Source organism: Kitasatospora sp. CM 4170, from assembly GCF_032110285.1.
GTDB lineage: Bacteria > Actinomycetota > Actinomycetes > Streptomycetales > Streptomycetaceae > Kitasatospora > Kitasatospora aburaviensis.
In genome coordinates, this window is sequence record NZ_CP134877.1 from 8,690,353 (window position 1) to 8,702,753 (window position 12,401).

14 protein-coding genes are annotated in these 12,401 nt (G+C 73.8%); 8 read left to right on the plus strand and 6 right to left on the minus strand.

Annotated elements, in window-relative coordinates; genetic code table 11:
* The first annotated feature begins 1 nt into the window (after position 1).
* From RMN57_RS36380 to RMN57_RS36390, 3 genes are all read left to right on the plus strand, one after another.
* Positions 2-451: an SRPBCC family protein gene (locus tag RMN57_RS36380; protein ID WP_313767569.1), complete on the plus strand. Its 450-nt coding sequence runs from the start codon at positions 2-4 to the stop codon at positions 449-451.
* Between the two features lie 161 nt (positions 452-612).
* Positions 613-1,398, plus strand: a complete 786-nt coding sequence (locus tag RMN57_RS36385) for an alpha/beta hydrolase (protein WP_313767570.1) — start codon at positions 613-615, stop codon at positions 1,396-1,398.
* Positions 1,399-1,692: 294 nt separating this feature from the next.
* A complete protein-coding gene (locus tag RMN57_RS36390; RefSeq protein WP_238949446.1) occupies positions 1,693-1,842 on the plus strand; it encodes a hypothetical protein in 150 nt (49 codons plus the stop codon).
* A 122-nt stretch (positions 1,843-1,964) separates the two neighbouring features.
* Here RMN57_RS36390 and RMN57_RS36395 read toward each other — a convergent pair whose 3' ends face one another.
* Positions 1,965-2,288 carry a DUF1330 domain-containing protein gene (locus RMN57_RS36395; RefSeq protein WP_313767571.1) on the minus strand — a complete coding sequence of 108 codons (324 nt, stop codon included), beginning with the start codon at positions 2,286-2,288 and terminating at the stop codon, positions 1,965-1,967.
* 202 nt (positions 2,289-2,490) lie between these two features.
* On the opposite strand from RMN57_RS36395, the gene RMN57_RS36400 reads away from it, so the two are divergent.
* Together RMN57_RS36400 and RMN57_RS36405 are read left to right on the plus strand one after the other, a co-directional pair.
* The gene (locus tag RMN57_RS36400) at positions 2,491-2,922 is read left to right on the plus strand and encodes a GNAT family N-acetyltransferase (protein WP_313767572.1); all 432 of its coding nucleotides are present in this window, start codon (positions 2,491-2,493) and stop codon (positions 2,920-2,922) included.
* A 209-nt stretch (positions 2,923-3,131) separates the two neighbouring features.
* Positions 3,132-3,764, plus strand: a complete 633-nt coding sequence (locus RMN57_RS36405) for an MBL fold metallo-hydrolase (RefSeq protein ID WP_313767573.1) — start codon at positions 3,132-3,134, stop codon at positions 3,762-3,764.
* 140 nt (positions 3,765-3,904) lie between these two features.
* On the opposite strand, the gene RMN57_RS36410 is transcribed toward RMN57_RS36405, so the two are convergent.
* The gene (locus RMN57_RS36410; RefSeq protein WP_313767574.1) at positions 3,905-5,647 is read right to left on the minus strand and encodes a penicillin-binding transpeptidase domain-containing protein; all 1,743 of its coding nucleotides are present in this window, start codon (positions 5,645-5,647) and stop codon (positions 3,905-3,907) included.
* 258 nt (positions 5,648-5,905) lie between these two features.
* On the opposite strand from RMN57_RS36410, the gene RMN57_RS36415 reads away from it, so the two are divergent.
* Together RMN57_RS36415 and RMN57_RS36420 are read left to right on the plus strand one after the other, a co-directional pair.
* The gene (locus RMN57_RS36415) at positions 5,906-6,340 is read left to right on the plus strand and encodes a MarR family transcriptional regulator (protein WP_313767575.1); all 435 of its coding nucleotides are present in this window, start codon (positions 5,906-5,908) and stop codon (positions 6,338-6,340) included.
* Complete coding sequence (locus RMN57_RS36420; RefSeq protein ID WP_313767576.1) at positions 6,337-6,849, plus strand: hypothetical protein; 513 nt, start codon at positions 6,337-6,339, stop codon at positions 6,847-6,849. Before RMN57_RS36415 ends, RMN57_RS36420 begins: the two co-directional genes overlap by 4 nt.
* Before the next feature lie 48 nt (positions 6,850-6,897).
* Here RMN57_RS36420 and RMN57_RS36425 read toward each other — a convergent pair whose 3' ends face one another.
* The 4 genes from RMN57_RS36425 to RMN57_RS36440 form a co-directional block, all read right to left on the minus strand.
* Complete coding sequence (locus tag RMN57_RS36425) at positions 6,898-7,503, minus strand: 2'-5' RNA ligase family protein (RefSeq protein ID WP_313767577.1); 606 nt, start codon at positions 7,501-7,503, stop codon at positions 6,898-6,900.
* A gap of 189 nt (positions 7,504-7,692) precedes the next feature.
* Complete coding sequence (locus RMN57_RS36430) at positions 7,693-8,703, minus strand: hypothetical protein (protein WP_313767578.1); 1,011 nt, start codon at positions 8,701-8,703, stop codon at positions 7,693-7,695.
* An 11-nt stretch (positions 8,704-8,714) separates the two neighbouring features.
* Positions 8,715-10,844, minus strand: coding sequence for a DUF6571 family protein (locus RMN57_RS36435; RefSeq protein WP_313767579.1), 2,130 nt, complete (start codon positions 10,842-10,844; stop codon positions 8,715-8,717).
* 3 nt (positions 10,845-10,847) lie between these two features.
* Positions 10,848-11,162, minus strand: coding sequence for a hypothetical protein (locus RMN57_RS36440; RefSeq protein WP_313767580.1), 315 nt, complete (start codon positions 11,160-11,162; stop codon positions 10,848-10,850).
* 432 nt (positions 11,163-11,594) lie between these two features.
* Here RMN57_RS36440 and RMN57_RS36445 point away from each other — a divergent pair, with 432 nt between their 5' ends.
* Positions 11,595-12,374, plus strand: coding sequence for an SDR family oxidoreductase (locus RMN57_RS36445; RefSeq protein ID WP_313767581.1), 780 nt, complete (start codon positions 11,595-11,597; stop codon positions 12,372-12,374).
* Positions 12,375-12,401 lie beyond the last annotated feature (27 nt).

Below are 12,401 nucleotides of genomic sequence, written 5' to 3' on the forward strand. Positions count from 1 at the left end.
GATGGAGACCTTGACCGTCCGACGGGTCATCGCAGCGCCGATCGCGGACGTGTTCGACTGGTGTGCCACGACCAGCAACTACACCCGTTCCCCGCTCGTCCTCAGGGCGCGACTGGCCCGTCGGGGCGCGGGCGCGCCGTACGGGGTGGGCGCGGTGCGGCTGCACACCTGGGTGATCGGGTGGTTCCGCGAGCGGGTCACCGCCTACAACCCGCCGTACGACTTCGACTACACCGTCGAGCGCTGCTTCCCGCCGGCCCGGCACGAGCTCGGCCGGATGACCTTCACCGAGGTCGAGGGCGGCACCGAAGTCGTCTGGACGACCGCCTTCCAGGCGCGGGTCCCCTTCGGCGCGGCGGTGACCCGCCTCGCCGGGCCCGTCATCGCCCACGTCTTCGGCAGGATCCTCGACGCTGCGGAGGCGGCGCTCACGGGCGGTGGCAGGTCGTGACCGCGCGGCTCGGGGTTCGCGGGGCGGGGCGTGGGGCGGGACGTGCTCCCTGCCCTGCGCGCCCCGGCCGGGGCAACCGGCCCAGCGGTCGGGGGGTGGGGGCGGCGCCGCCGGCGGGATGCGTGCTCGCGCGGTTGGTGTCGCCCCGTCAGACTGGGTACATGGAAACCATGGTGCGCGTCGGCGGCGGTGAGGTCTGGGCGGACGATTCGGGCGGTGAGGGGCTGCCGCTGGTGCTGCTCCACCCGGGAGTCGGGGACTCCACGGTCTGGGATCCGATCCTGCCGGCACTGACCGCGCGGCACCGGGTGATCCGCTACGACGTCCGCGGCTACGGACGCTCGCCCGCGCCCACGGTCGCGTACTCGCAGGTGGAGGACTTGGCCTCGGTGCTCGACCACTTCGGGCTGGAGCGGGTGGTGCTGGTGGGCTCCAGCATGGGCGGGGCGACCTCGATCAGTCTCGCTCTGGAAGCGCCGGCGCGGGTGGCGGGCCTGGCGCTGGTCGTCCCGGGAGTCACTGGGTACGACGGGCTCGTGCCGCCCGGCTTCTTCCAGGAGATGGAGCGCCTGGTCGCCGAGCAGGACATGGACGGCATCGTCCGGCTCGGGATGGGGATCTGGGGGAGGGCCGGAGGCGGCACGCCCGAGACCGATCCGGCCGTCGCGGCCCAGTTCGCGTCCGTGCTGCCCGCCTGGTTCGGCAACGTCGGCTTCCAGGGCACGGACGCGCCGGCCTTCGACCGGCTCGGGGAGCTCTCCCCGCCCACCTTGCTGGCGCTGGGGGAGCTGGACCAGCGGGAAGTCGTGCGCTGCAACGAGGAGATGGCGGCCCGGATCCCCGGCTGTCGGTTGGTCCGGCTTGCCGGGTCCGACCACTACCCGACGCTGCGTGAGCCGGATACCGTCGTCCGGCTGATCGAGGAGCTCCACGCCGGGGTGCGCTGAGCCCGCTCGGGGGTGTTCACCGATCGGGGCCGTGGGGGCGTCCGGGCGCGGCGGACGGACCACGGACGGGCGGTGCTCCTGCTCGGGCCGCATTCGCTCGTATCGGTCGACGGTGGCGGGCGTTTCGATAGCTTGGGTGGGGAATGATCGTCCGGAGTCGCAGGCCCGACGGGACGGCGGTGCGGTCGGTGTGGGCGCTCCGCGGTCGGATCCCACACCCGCGCGCACGGCCTCGCGTCGTCCTGTACCGCCTCGCACCACCGTCCGCCCCCACCCCGCCCGAAGGGACCGCCAGTGACCTCGCGCCACCCGTTCGCGTTCGACCCCGAGACCGGCACCACCACGTGCCAGGACTGCGAGGCGACCGGCCAGCACACCGAGTCCGAGGAGGAGGCCGCCCTCTGGCACTCCGCTCACCGGCCCTTCTGCGCCCCGTCCCGGTAGGCACGCCGTTGCCGGGGGAGCGCGCCGGCAGTCGGGGAGGGGCGGTGGCCGTCGGCCCCGCCCTCTCGCTCCCGTCCGGCGCCCGGGCGGTGCCGGAGCGGCGGCGCCGCCGCTCCGGCACGTCAGTGCTTCAGGGCGTCGGCTCCGCGGTAGCCGGTGGGCGTGCCGTGGGCGAAGGCGACGTCGGCGGTCATGTGACGGGTGCGCAGGGGCAGGATCTCCTGGTAGGCGGGGGAGTCGTACCAGGCGCGCAGCCGGTCGTGGTCGGGGAACTCGATGATGATGAGGTCCTGCCCCCAGCTGCCCTCCACCGCCTCGACCCGGCCTCCGTGGACGAGGAACCGGCCGCCGAAGGGCTCCAGCGTGGCGTCGATCCGCTGCAGGTACTCGACGATGTCGGGCCCGAACTCGACGGCGTGGACGTTGGCGATCGCGTAGGCGGCCATGGGGGTGCTCCTTCATCGGGGCGGCTCGTTCGGTGTCGTCTCCGACGGTAGGGGAGGCCGCGCGCGGCCGAATCGGTCACGGATCGGTCGGACGCCGGTCGGTCGGTTCTCCGGCGGCTAGGTGACGGCGGTGCCGACGGTTGCTTGGTTCTACCAAGTTGGTGCTTGGAATCTCCAAGTAACCTCTCTATGCTGTCCTTTCATGACCGCAATCAGGGAAGACGGCTACGAGCTGTCCACGGACGTGAGCCGCATCGACGTCGGCCTGGTGCACCACTGGCTGTCCACCGATGCGTACTGGGCGCTGGGCGTCGCCCGGGAGACGGTGGAGCAGGGGGTGCGCGCCTCGCTCAACTTCGGTGTCTACGACGCCGCGGGCGCCCAGGTCGCCTACGCGCGGATCGTCAGCGACCTGGCCACCTTCGCGTGGCTCTGCGACGTCTACGTCGCCCCTGCGCACCGCGGCAGGGGGCTCGGCACCTGGCTGGCCGGCGCGGTCCGCGACCACCTGGCCCCGTACCGGCTCCGGCGCATCCTGCTCGCCACCCAGGATGCCCACGGGGTCTACGCGAAGGCGGGGTTCACGCCGCTGCCCAACCCCGAGCGCATGATGGTCCTGAGCCGGACGCCCTGAGCCGGACGCCCTGAGCCGGACGTCCTGAGTCGGACGTCCCGGGCGGCGCGTCCCGGGCCGATCCACGGGACGGGTAATCGGGCTGATCTGCCGTCATGAGGATCGTGAAGGCAAGTCCGCGGCGCTCCAGAGGTGTTGGCGTCGCCAGTGGCAGGGCAGCATCGGCGCCGGCCGAGACGGCGGTGCGGCCGGGCTGGCATAGTGGGCGCATGCGCTTGATCACATATGGACACGCCTGTGTGCGACTGGAGTCCGAGGGCCGGGCCCTGGTCATCGATCCCGGAACCTTCTCCGACACCGAATCGGCGCTGGAGGGGGCCTGTTACGTCCTGGTGACCCATGAACACCCCGATCACCTCGACGTCGAGAAGCTGGCGGCGGCCTGCGCGCGGAACCCGGACCTGAGGGTCTACCTGCCGCCGGCCGCGCTGGAGCAGGCGCCGGAGCTCGGCGGCGCCGCAATCACCGTCGAGCCCGGCCAACGCCTTACCGTGGCCGGGTTCACCCTCGATGTGGTGGGTGGGCAGCACGCCGAGACCTACGACGGACTCCCCGGCTGCGCCAACGTCGGCTTCGTCGTCGACGGCGACGTCTACCACCCCGGCGACTCGCTGTTCGTGCCGCCGCTGCCCGTTTCGACGCTGCTCGTTCCGGCTGCCGCGCCCTGGCTCAAGCTCGCCGAGGCGCTGGACTTCGTGCGCTCGGTCAAGCCCGTGCGGGCGTTCCCGATCCACGACGCGACCCTCAACGAGCTCGGGCGGCAGTACTTCGACTCGTGGCTGGACTTCAAGGGGGAGACGGAGTACGCCCGGCCGCGGGTCGGGGATCCGGTGACCCTCTAGCCGCACTCCGGTCGGCGCCCCGCGGGCGTGCGGGAAACGCCGGCCGTGCGCGGGCACGGCGGGGCGGCCGTCGTCGGCCCCGTCGGGGCCGGGTCCTTCCGACGGCCGCTCCCGTCGGCTACTCCCGTCGGGAGTAGCCGTCAGCCCTTTCCGCCGGCCTTGAGGACCTGGGCGGCCGCCACGCCGGCGGCGCTGTTGCCGTGGCCGCCGCCCTCGACCTCGGCCGCGACCGCGAGGTCGCCGCGGTAGGCGATGAACCAGCTGTTGGTGCCCTTGCCGGGGCCCGCCTCGACGGTGCCGGTCTTGGCGCCGATCTGGCCGGTCAGCCCGGACATCGGGGCACGGGCGGTGCCCTGGGTCGCGGTCCTGGACATCATCGTCCGCAGGTCGCGGGCGACGCCCTCCGGCAGCTTGCCGGGCGCCGTCACCCGCTTCGCGCCCGGGACCAGGACGGGCTGGCGGAACGTTCCGCTCTGCACGGTGGCGGCGACCGAGGCCATCGCCAGCGAGCTCACCTGGACGGTGCCCTGGCCGATGAACTCGGCGGCCGCCTCGTCCTTGGTCGTCGGCACCGGGACGGTGGCGTCCCGGCTCTCGATGCCGATGTGCCACTCCAGGCCGAGGCCGAACTGCTCGCGGGCCACCGTCGGCACCGTGCCGAGCTGCAGCTTCTCCAGGCCCTTGTCGATGAAGCCGGTGTTGCAGGAGTGCGTGAAGTCGTCGGTGAGGGTGTAGTCGGGGAAGTCCCCGCGTTCGTCGTTGTGCCAGGGGCGCGGGGAGTTGGCGGTGTCCTTGCACGGCACGACGGTGTCCGGGCGGACCCCGGCCTCCAGGAGGGCCGCCGAGGTGATCACCTTCATCGTGGAGCCGGGGGGCTGTCCGCCCGAGACGGCCCGGTTGAACTTGTCCGTGGGGGAGAACGCCATCGCGAGGATGTGGCCGGTGCTCGGCTGGACGGCGACCAGCGAGGCCGGCTTCCCGCCCGCCGACTGCTGCTTCACCGCCTCCTCCGCGACCTGCTGGAGGCCGGCGTCCAGGGTGAGCCTGACCTCCGGCGCGCTCGACGGCGTGAGGACGTACAGCTGCTCCGGCGCCTTGGAGGTGCCGTCGGTGATCACCACGGCCTTCCCGCCGACGGAGTCCGCACCGGCGGGCGGAGCGATCTGGGGCAGTACGGACTTGAGCGAGGGGAAGGCGTCGAGCGGCTTGCCGTTGCGGTCGGTCGGCTTCGCCGCGGCAGTGGGCAGCAGCCGGACGCCGATCGTCTCGCCCGTGTCGAGGTGCGGGTGGATCACGTTCGGCGCCCACCGGACGACCGCCCGGCCGTCAGCGGCCCGGACCACGCTCAGCGCGCCGTCGTACTCCCAGGCGCCGGCCGCGCCCTCGAACTCGGCCTTCACGCGGAAGCCGACGGTCGGTTCGCTCGGCGTCCCGGAGGGTGCCGGTCCCGTCGCGGTCGCGGCGAGCGAGCGCGGCTTCAGCGCCTCGCGGAACGCCGACAGGGCCGAGCGCGCCGTCTCCTGACGGTTGGTGAGGGAGGCCGCGGCCGTGACGTCGCCCCTGCCCCAGGCCGCCAGGAACTGCCGCGCCACCGCATCGGCCTCCTCGGCGGTCGGCGGCTGCTGGGCCATGGCCGCAACGGCGGTGGACTCCGGGTGGTCGCCGTCGCCCCGGGAGCCGCCCGAGACGGCGTCGACCAGGTTGTAAGCACCGTACCCGCCGACCGTGACCAGCCCGGCGATGACTCCGCCCAGTGCCAGCTGCCAGACCCGGCGCGAGGCCGACCGGCGCGGGGCGCCCTCCTCCTCGTCGCCGTCGTACCCGATGTACTCGGTGTGCGCGGTGAGTTCGGTGAGCTCGCCGTCTTCCCGATCCTCGAACAATGCTCTTCCCCCGTGTGCTCCTGCGGCAGGCCCGCACCCCGGAATCTCCCACCCCGCGGCCGGCCCGGCCCGCCCCGTCGAGATGGTTCGGACCCGGCCCAGCCTAGACCGGACCTGATCGGTTGTCAGCGGAGGGTTGACGATCTTGAACAGGCGGCGCGTGGGCCGGGCGTCGCCGGGTGCGTCGGGGTGCCACCGCGCCCGCCGGGGTGCCGGCCGCCTTGCCCTCGGTAGAACGATTTCGTAGTATCCGAAATCATGAAGTCCGAATCCGTACCACCTGAGCGGTCGGTGCTGCTCACCCTGCAGCGCGCGACCCACGCCACGCTGCAGCTGCTCGCCGCCGAGCTCGTCGACCTCGACCTGACCGCCTCCGAGATCAACGCGCTGGCCAACCTCGCCGACGGCCGGGGCCGGACCGTTTCCCAGCTGGGTGCCGCGGTCGGCACCCGCCCGACCACACTGACCAGCGTGCTGGACCGGCTGGAGCGGCGCGGCCACATCACCCGCGGTGTGCGCGCCGGCGACCGCCGGTCGGTGCTCGTCGAGCTCACCGACTCCGGGCGCGCCGCCGCGGCCCTGATCGGGCGGACGCTGGCCGACGTCGAGAGCCGTGCGCTGGCCGGGCTGCCCGCGGAGGCGGTCGCCGGCTACTACGCCGTGCTGGACGCGCTGATCGAGGAGGGCGCGTGAGCGGGGACGGCCGGGGCGCGGCGGAGGTGTCGCCGCAGTCCGCGGATGAGACCGGTGAGCAGCCTGCCGAGCGGTTCGCGGAGTTGATGGGTGAGGTGATGGCCGCGGCCGAGCGGTTCGGGCACCGTCAGCACGTCCACCTGACCTGGCTGGCCGTCCGGCGCCACGGCACTGCCGCCGCGGTCGGGCTGGTGGGCGAGGGCATCCGGCGCACCGCCCGGGCCGCCGGGGCCCCGGAGAAGTACCACGCCACCATGACCCGGGCCTGGGTCGAGCTGGTGGGCCACCACGCGGGCCGCGCGGGGACCGCCGTCGCCTGCGGCGCCGACCTCGCCTGCGGCGCCGACCTCGAGGCCTTCGACGCCTTCGCAGACCGGCATCCGGAGCTGCTCGACACGGCGCTGCTGAGCCGCTTCTACCGGACCGCGACACTGGCGAGCGCCGAGGCCAGGGCCGGCTGGGTCGAGCCGGACCTCCGGCCCTTCCCCTGGCAGCGCACCGACCGGTAGCCGGCGGCGCGGCCGGCGCGGGTGGCGGGGTCGCGCGGGGGCCGTCGCTCAGCTGAGCGCACCGGCGGCGGAGCGACCCGGCCGCCGTACGGTGCCCGTCCCCAGTTCGACCGCGAGCCTGACCTCCATCGGGCCGTCGCCCCGGCGGGAGAGGACGACGAGCTCGGCGACCGGCGCCGTGGCGCTGCCCAGCCGCGCCGTGGCCTCGGCCGCGAGGCCGCGCGGGTCCTGCGTCCGCCCCAGCGAGAGGTGCGGTGTGAAGCCCTCCGCCCGGCCGCGGCAGCGGGGGAAGCGCTCGACCAGCGAGCCGTACAGCGCCGTCCAGGGGCCGGCGCCGTCGGCGGCCGGGTCGAGCCAGACGGTGGAATCGCGGCGGTGGCGGAAGCTGCGCACACCCCGCAGCCGGGCGGTGAACGGGGGCTGCTCGGCCGCCGCGGCGGCCAGCAGGGGGACGGCCGGGCCGAAGTCGGACTCCGGGACGAACCCGAACAGGACGTTGACGTGGGGCGGCCAGCGGCGGATCTGTGGATCGTGCTCCCGCCGGATCTCCTGGACGGCCTCCCACAGCCCGGACGGCGGCAGCCAGGCCACCGCGGTCCGGGGTGTCGGTGCGACGTCGAGGAGGCCGGGCAGGTCGTACGGGACTGCGTCCACCCCTTCATGGTCGTACTGGTTCATGGTCGTACTGGCGTGCCCCGCACACGGCGGCGGGCCGCGACCGGTCGAACCGCTCTCGGTGGGGCGGCCGCCGTTGCCGCGGGGCCCCGGCGCCGACGCCAAGGACGCCAAGGACGGCAACGGCGCCAACGGCGGTCACCCGCGTCGCGGGTCGCGGTGGCGTCCTCAGCCGCCCAGGGTCGTGCGGGCCTCGCGCTGCTCGCGGTCGGTGGTGGTGCGGGCCCGGTCCTGGAGGGTGCGCAGGGCCTCCGGGGCGAGGCCGGCGCGGGCGGCGTCGGCCCACTGGCCGAGCAGCGCGGCCGCCTGGTCGTGGAGCCGGGGGTAGCCGGCGGGGCCGGCCGGGTCGGCCGGGGTGAGGGGGCCGAGCCAGGTGGCGGTCAGGTTGCCGGCGGGATCGGCGGCGAAGCTCGGCGCGGGCCCGCCTCCGGAGGCCTTCAGCCGGGTGAGCACCTCGCCCTGCCAGCTGCGGCGGGCGGCGTCCCCGCGGTCGCGCAGCACGTCGTCCGCGATGCCGTCGAAGGCGCCGGCGGGTGCGGCGGCTCGCACCAGCGGGTCGACGATCGCGCTCTGCTCCGGGCCCGGTCCGACGGCGGCGAGGCCGGCCGCGCCCTGGCGCAGGTCGGCGGCCCGCAGGGCGGCGTAGCCCGACGCGTCCTCGGCGAGCCCCCGCACCGCGCCGACCAGCTGGTCCTTGCGCACCGCGAAGTGGACGCCCTGCCCGTCCTGCCAGGCGTCGGCGCTCGGGCCGTCGTGCGCGGCGTAGACGTCGTTGACGCCCGTCAGCACGGCGTGCGTGTCGGCCGCGTAGTCGGCCAGGGCCTCGGCGAGCGGGCCGCGGACCTCGGGGTGGACGCGGTGGTCCGGGCGGTCGGCGAGGACGAGGACGACGGTGCGCATGGCCCGGGCCTGGGGGAGGGTGTGGACGCCCGGCCGCTCGCCGGTGGTGGCGCGGCGCAGGCCCTCCGCCAGCTCGCGGCAGGGCAGGTCGGACCTCCACGCACCGTCCAGGACGGTGCGGATCCGCCCGTCGGTGCGGAGCCCGGCGCAGTCGCGGTCCGGGTCGTCGCGCCCGAGCGTCCACCAGAGGCCGAGGCCGGCCGCGGCCACCGCCACCAGGGCGGTGGCGGCGGCCGCGGCGCGCGAACGCCGGGTGGCGGGGAGCATCCGGGTCGGCATCCGGGGGCTCATCAGGCGTTGCCCCGGCCGAGGTAGCGGCCGGCGACGTCGTTGCTGCGGTTGCGGCTGTTGAGCATGTCGTCCTGGAGGGAGTTGATGTCCGGGCTGTCGGGGTCCATGCCGCGGTCCCGGGCCCAGATGCCGACCATGTCGGACATCTGGCGGTTGGCGCCCAGGTAGGTGTCGGAGATCTTCGCGTTGGCCTCGGAGTTGTTCTGGTCCTTCTCCTCCAGGCTGACGGCGTAGGTCCAGGTGTCGACCAGGCGCTGGGCGGCGTCGCCGAGCGGGGCGATCGGTGTGATCGGCGCGCCGATGGTGTGGTACAGCACCTTGGCCTTCCAGTCGGCCTGGGCGTTCTTGTCGTCGCGCATGTCCATCGCGGTGTCGGCGCGGATGGCGTCGAACACGCCTAGCGCGGCCGCGCCCTTGCCCATCGGGTCCTTCATCTGGGCCTCGGTGGGGTGGGGTCCGATGGCGGCGAGCTCCTGGTCGATCCGGCCCGTCTCGGCGCGGTGCAGGGTGCCGTAGGCGGCCGGGTCGTCCGAGAGGCCGCGCATGAACCGGACCAGGCTGTCCTGGCCGACCGCCATCCGTACAGTGTCGCCGTCCTTCCACACCGAGTCGTGCCCGGTGTGGCCGTTGTAGACGTCGTTGCGGCCGTTGAGCAGCTCGTGGGTGTCCCCGACGTAGTCGGCGAGGGCGTTGGCGAGCGGCTGGCGCAGGGTGGCCTTGACCTTGTCGCCGCCGTGGTCCTCGTCCAGGGTGACGATGGTGTCGTGCATGATCCGGGCCTGGGCCTCGGAGTGCTTGCCGTCGTGGGCGGTGCCGGCCCGCTCGCCGGTGGAGGCGGCCTCGATCGCGGCGGCCAGGCCGCTCTGCGCCAGCGGGTCGTCGATCTTGATCATGCCGGTGTAGCCGGTGATGTAGCCCTGCGGCCACTCCCGCTCCTTCAACAGGAAGTGCAGCCGCTTGTTGCCGCCGTCGGCGCCCGGGTCCAGGTAGGACGTCGCGGCCTCGGGCTGGCGGCCCATCACGCCGAGCACCTCGTCCAGCGGGTCCGCGCCCAGCGAGGTGCCGTCGTGGGAGGCCTTGTAGCTCCACAGCCCCGGGTGCTTCTTCTCGCTCGCGATGATGTCGTCGGCGAGATCGGTGAGGAAGGGCGTGGAGTACTTCGCGTCGCCCTTGGACATCAGCGTGCCGAGGATCTGGTACCCGTAGACCGGCTCCGTGTTGGAGCCGAAGTTCTTGGTCCCGTTCTCCTTCAGGCCCTCGCGCCACTTCCGGTAGAACTCGGTGTTCGGGTCCTGGGTGGCCGAGGCGATGACGCGGGTCAGGTCGGTCTGCAGGCCCGGGTAGGCGGCCTTCTTCCCGCCGTCCTTGCCGGGGTTGTTGAGCTTCTCGGCGAGGTCGAACGTCTTCTCGGGGCCGAGCCGGTCGAGCAGCGTCTGCGAGAACTGCGGGCTGTCGGCGTTGGCCTTCATCAGGTTCGCCAGCTGCGCCCGCTCGTCGTCGTTCAGGCTGTCGATCCGGGTGGCGAGGTCGGCCGCGCGCTGCGCGTCGGCCGCGTCGCCACCGCCCAGGGCCTTGCCGTTGAAGGTGTTGTCGATGCTGCCCGCCTTCGACGCGCTGCGCAGGGCGCGGGCCGCGCGCTGGTCGGCGTCGGTGGCCCGTTGGATGCCGGCCTCGATGGCCTGCGTCCACTTGCCCGCGGCCTCCTGGTAGGCCCGCTGGGTGTCGGCGTCGTGGTGGAGGTCGTTCAGGGTGCCCTTGTCGAGCGTGCTGGTGTCGAGGACGGCGACCCCGGTGCCGGTCACCTTGAAGCCGGCCTTGACCGCGCCGTCCGCGGCCTCGCGCACCTGCTTCTGCGCGGCCTCGAAGTCCGCGCGCGCGTCGTCGAGCAGGGAGGCCATCGCGTTCGCCTCGACCTGGGCGGCGGCGATCTGGTCCTTGGTGAACATGAGCTGGAAGTTGGCCAGGCCGGCGGTGCCGCCCGTCCACAGCCCGTTGCGGGTCACCGAGAGCACGTCCCGGTCGAAGTTGCCCTCCATGGTGTGGAACTTCTGGGCCATCTCCCGCCACTTGCCCGCGGCGGTGGACAGGGTGCCGGGGTTCGCGTTGAGGACGTCCTCGTATCCGAGCATGGGTCACTTCACCTTGAGCGAGTCGGCGACGGACTGGTTGGTGGTGTGGTAGTTCAGTGTGGTCTGCTGCATCGCCGCGCTGTTCTGGTGCAGGCGCGCGGTCAGCTGGTCGACCTGCTCGTGCCACTCGGTCAGCGCCGCGCGCAGCGCGCTGGCGGTGTCCCAGCCCTTGTGCGCGGCGGCCGCCGCGTTGGTCGACTCGTCCGCCGTCGCGCCGATGGTCTTGCTGTCCAGCGCCATGCCGTTGAGCGCCGACTGGGCCCCGCCCATGGCCTGGGTGTTGACGCTGAACTGGTCGTTTGCCGCAGGTGTACTCACGTCTGGACTTCCCCCGTTCGGATCGGTCTGCCTGGCGGAGCGCCCGTCGGGGCCCGGTCGTCCGCTCCGACGGACCGAACCGGCCCCACCTGCACCACTGGTGACGCACCGTCCGCGTGATCGTACGCAGGGCGGTGATCGTTCTGTCCAGGTGGGAAAGCGTAAAGATTTCCCATGGGGGAGGGGAGAAGCGGGACGGCCGGGTCCGGTTCGCCGGTCGGCCCAGGGCGGGGGTGCGGGCGCCGGTCCGCCGAGGGCGCGGTGGTCGGTCACCGGGGTGGGCTGCCCGGCTCGCCGGGGTGCGGCCGGCCGGCTCACCGGCGGCGGACCGGTCGGTGAGCCGGCGGTGAGGGCGCGGTGAGCGGCCACCGACAGTCTTGGGCCATCGCCGGGCCGACGGAGGCCCGGACAACCGCACGAAGGAGCACGATCATGGGTGAGCTGACCGGCAAGGCGGCGCTGGTGACGGGTGGTTCGCGGGGCATCGGCCGGGCGGTCGCGCTTCGGCTGGCCGCGGCGGGCGCACTGGTCGTCGTGCACTACGGCGGCAACGAGGCCGCCGCCAAGGAGACCGTGGCGCGGATCGAGGCGGCGGGCGGCCGGGCGTTCGCCGTCGAGGCCCGCTTCGGCGAGGCCGGCGCGGTGGACCGGCTGTTCGCGGGCCTGACCGCGGGCCTCGCGGCCCACGGCGCGAGCGGCCTGGACATCCTGGTCAACAACGCGGGCATCATCTCGGGCAACCCGATCGCGGCCGTGACCCCGGAGGAGTTCGACCGGGTCTGGACGATCAACGTCAGCACGCCGTTCTTCGTCGTCCAGCGGGCGCTGGCGCTGCTCAACGACGGCGGCCGCATCATCAACATGGGCTCGACCGCCAGCCGGTTCGCCGTCTCCACGCAGATCGCCTACACCGTGAGCAAGGCGGCGCTGGAGTCGATGGCTCCCTCGCTGGCCAACGAGCTCGGCCGGCGCGGGATCACCGTGAACACGGTCGCGCCCGGCGCGGTGCGGACCGACATGACCGCGGGCCACACCGCCATCCCGGAGGTGGTCGCGGGGCTGGAGTCGATCACCGCGCTCGGGCGCCTCGGTGAGCCGGAGGACGTCGCGGACGTCGTGGGCTTCCTGGCGGGCCCGCAGGGCCGCTGGATCACCGGCCAGACCGTCGACGTCTCCGGCGGCACCTTCCTCGGCCCGATCGTCCCGGCGTGAGCCGGTCCGCACGGTCGCGCGGGCCGG

What these genes read in the sequence shown, in the direction of transcription:
- RMN57_RS36435 (WP_313767579.1), bottom strand. Translation starts at nt 10,844, where the DNA reads ATGCTCGGATACGAGGACGTCCTCAACGCGAACCCCGGCACCCTGTCC.
- RMN57_RS36400 (WP_313767572.1), top strand. Translation starts at nt 2,491, where the DNA reads ATGACCGCAATCAGGGAAGACGGCTACGAGCTGTCCACGGACGTGAGC.
- RMN57_RS36430 (WP_313767578.1), bottom strand. Translation starts at nt 8,703, where the DNA reads ATGCCGACCCGGATGCTCCCCGCCACCCGGCGTTCGCGCGCCGCGGCC.
- RMN57_RS36385 (WP_313767570.1), top strand. Translation starts at nt 613, where the DNA reads ATGGAAACCATGGTGCGCGTCGGCGGCGGTGAGGTCTGGGCGGACGAT.
- RMN57_RS36395 (WP_313767571.1), bottom strand. Translation starts at nt 2,288, where the DNA reads ATGGCCGCCTACGCGATCGCCAACGTCCACGCCGTCGAGTTCGGGCCC.
- RMN57_RS36415 (WP_313767575.1), top strand. Translation starts at nt 5,906, where the DNA reads ATGAAGTCCGAATCCGTACCACCTGAGCGGTCGGTGCTGCTCACCCTG.
- RMN57_RS36380 (WP_313767569.1), top strand. Translation starts at nt 2, where the DNA reads ATGGAGACCTTGACCGTCCGACGGGTCATCGCAGCGCCGATCGCGGAC.
- RMN57_RS36445 (WP_313767581.1), top strand. Translation starts at nt 11,595, where the DNA reads ATGGGTGAGCTGACCGGCAAGGCGGCGCTGGTGACGGGTGGTTCGCGG.
- RMN57_RS36405 (WP_313767573.1), top strand. Translation starts at nt 3,132, where the DNA reads ATGCGCTTGATCACATATGGACACGCCTGTGTGCGACTGGAGTCCGAG.